Genomic DNA, 1,640 nt, shown 5'->3' on the forward strand with positions numbered 1-1,640 from the left:
AAGCCTTGGCCCGGGCGCTTGGCGCCCCCTACTTAGACGGGCCGGATCCCGTTGGCCTTGGGCCTGCGCTTCCCCGACAGCTGGGTGGCCGTCCTCGCGCCGCTGGCGCCGGGATCGGTGTCGCCCTGGGTGCTGGCGCCCCGGGGCCGGGCGATCGCGGACCTCCTCGACGCCCCGGGCCGCGCTCCGTGCCGCGCCGCCATGCCGGCGATCACCAGCCCCACGCGCCTGCGCGAGGCCGTGTTCGCGGCCATCCCCGAGCAGGTGGCGGATCATGCGGCGCACGACCTGCGGCGGCGCGCCCCCGAGCGGGCGACGGCCCCCGAGCCCGCCCTCCGCTGGCTGCTGGTCCTCGCCCTCGCGGTCACCGCCGCGCTCTGCCTGTGCGCGGCGCTGCCGCCCCCGCTGGCGCGCGCGGTGGTGATCGCCGGGCAGATCCTGTTCCTGGCCATGGCGGCCCTCCGGATCGCGGCCCTCGCCATCGCGGCCCCGGTGGAGCCGGAGGCGGTGGCGCCCCTCGCCGAGGCCGACCTGCCGGTCTACACGGTCCTCGTCCCCCTCCACCGCGAGGCGGCGGTGGTGCCGGACCTGCTCAAGGCGCTCTCCGCCCTCGATTATCCGGCCGCCAAGCTCGACATCAAGCTGCTGCTCGAGGCGGACGACGCGGAGACCGCTTCCGCCCTTCCCCGGGACACCCTGCCGGCCCGGTTCGAGGTGATCACGGTGCCCCCGGGCGGCCCGCGCACCAAGCCCCGGGCGCTCAACGCCGCGCTGCCTTTGGCCCGCGGCGCCCTGCTCACGGTCTACGACGCCGAGGACGTGCCCGATCCCGGACAGCTGCGGCTGGCGGCCGCCCTGTTCGCGCGCCTGCCCGCGCGCACCGCCTGCCTCCAGGGGCGGCTCGTGATCGACAATGCCGGCGATTCGTATCTCGCCCGCGTCTTCGCCCTCGAATATGCCGGCCTGTTCGACGTGCTGAACCCGGCCTTCGCCCGCTGCGGCCTGCCGGTCCCCCTCGGCGGCACCTCGATGCACCTGCGCACCGCGGTGGTGCGGGCGCTGCACGGCTGGGATGCCCACAACGTCACCGAGGATGCGGATCTCGGGCTGCGGCTGGCGCTCGCGGGCTACACCGTCGGCGACCTGCCCAGCCCCACCTTCGAGGAGGCCCCCGCCCGTCTCGGACCCTGGCTCGGCCAGCGCACCCGCTGGCTCAAAGGTCTGGTCCAGACCAGCCTCACCCACGGGCGGCGCCCCCTCGACACCGCACGCAGCCTCGGCGGCCTGGAGACGCTCTGCGCCGTCGCGCTGGTCCCGGGGACGGTGGCCTCGGCGCTCGCCTACCCGGTCTGCCTCGTCGCGGCGGCGTGGTCCTTCCTGGTCCTGGAGATCCCGGCCGCGCCCGCCTTCTTGGACAACCTGCCCACCGGGCTCGCCATCACCCTGTTCGGGACGGGGCTCGCTGCTCTGGTCCTGCCCGCCCTCGCCGGCTGCGCCCGGCGCGGCTGGGGGGACCTCGCCCAGTCGGTCCCGTGGATGCCGGTCTACTTCCTGCTGGTCAGCCTGGCCGCGTGGCTGGCGCTGATCGAGCTGGTCCGCGCCCCGCTGCGCGGAACAAGACCCGGCACGGCTCGCGCGGC

General features: G+C 75.9%; 1 protein-coding gene. It reads left to right on the forward strand.

All coding sequences use genetic code 11. The annotated features are described in order from the left end of the window. Positions 1 to 57: 57 nt before the first annotated feature. The coding region (locus tag I53_RS22105; protein WP_251982400.1) for a glycosyltransferase family 2 protein at positions 58 to 1,640 on the forward strand (1,583 nt) is incomplete at its 3' end.

This window comes from Methylobacterium sp. B1, assembly GCF_000333255.1.
Taxonomy (GTDB): Bacteria; Pseudomonadota; Alphaproteobacteria; order Rhizobiales; family Beijerinckiaceae; genus Methylobacterium; species Methylobacterium fujisawaense.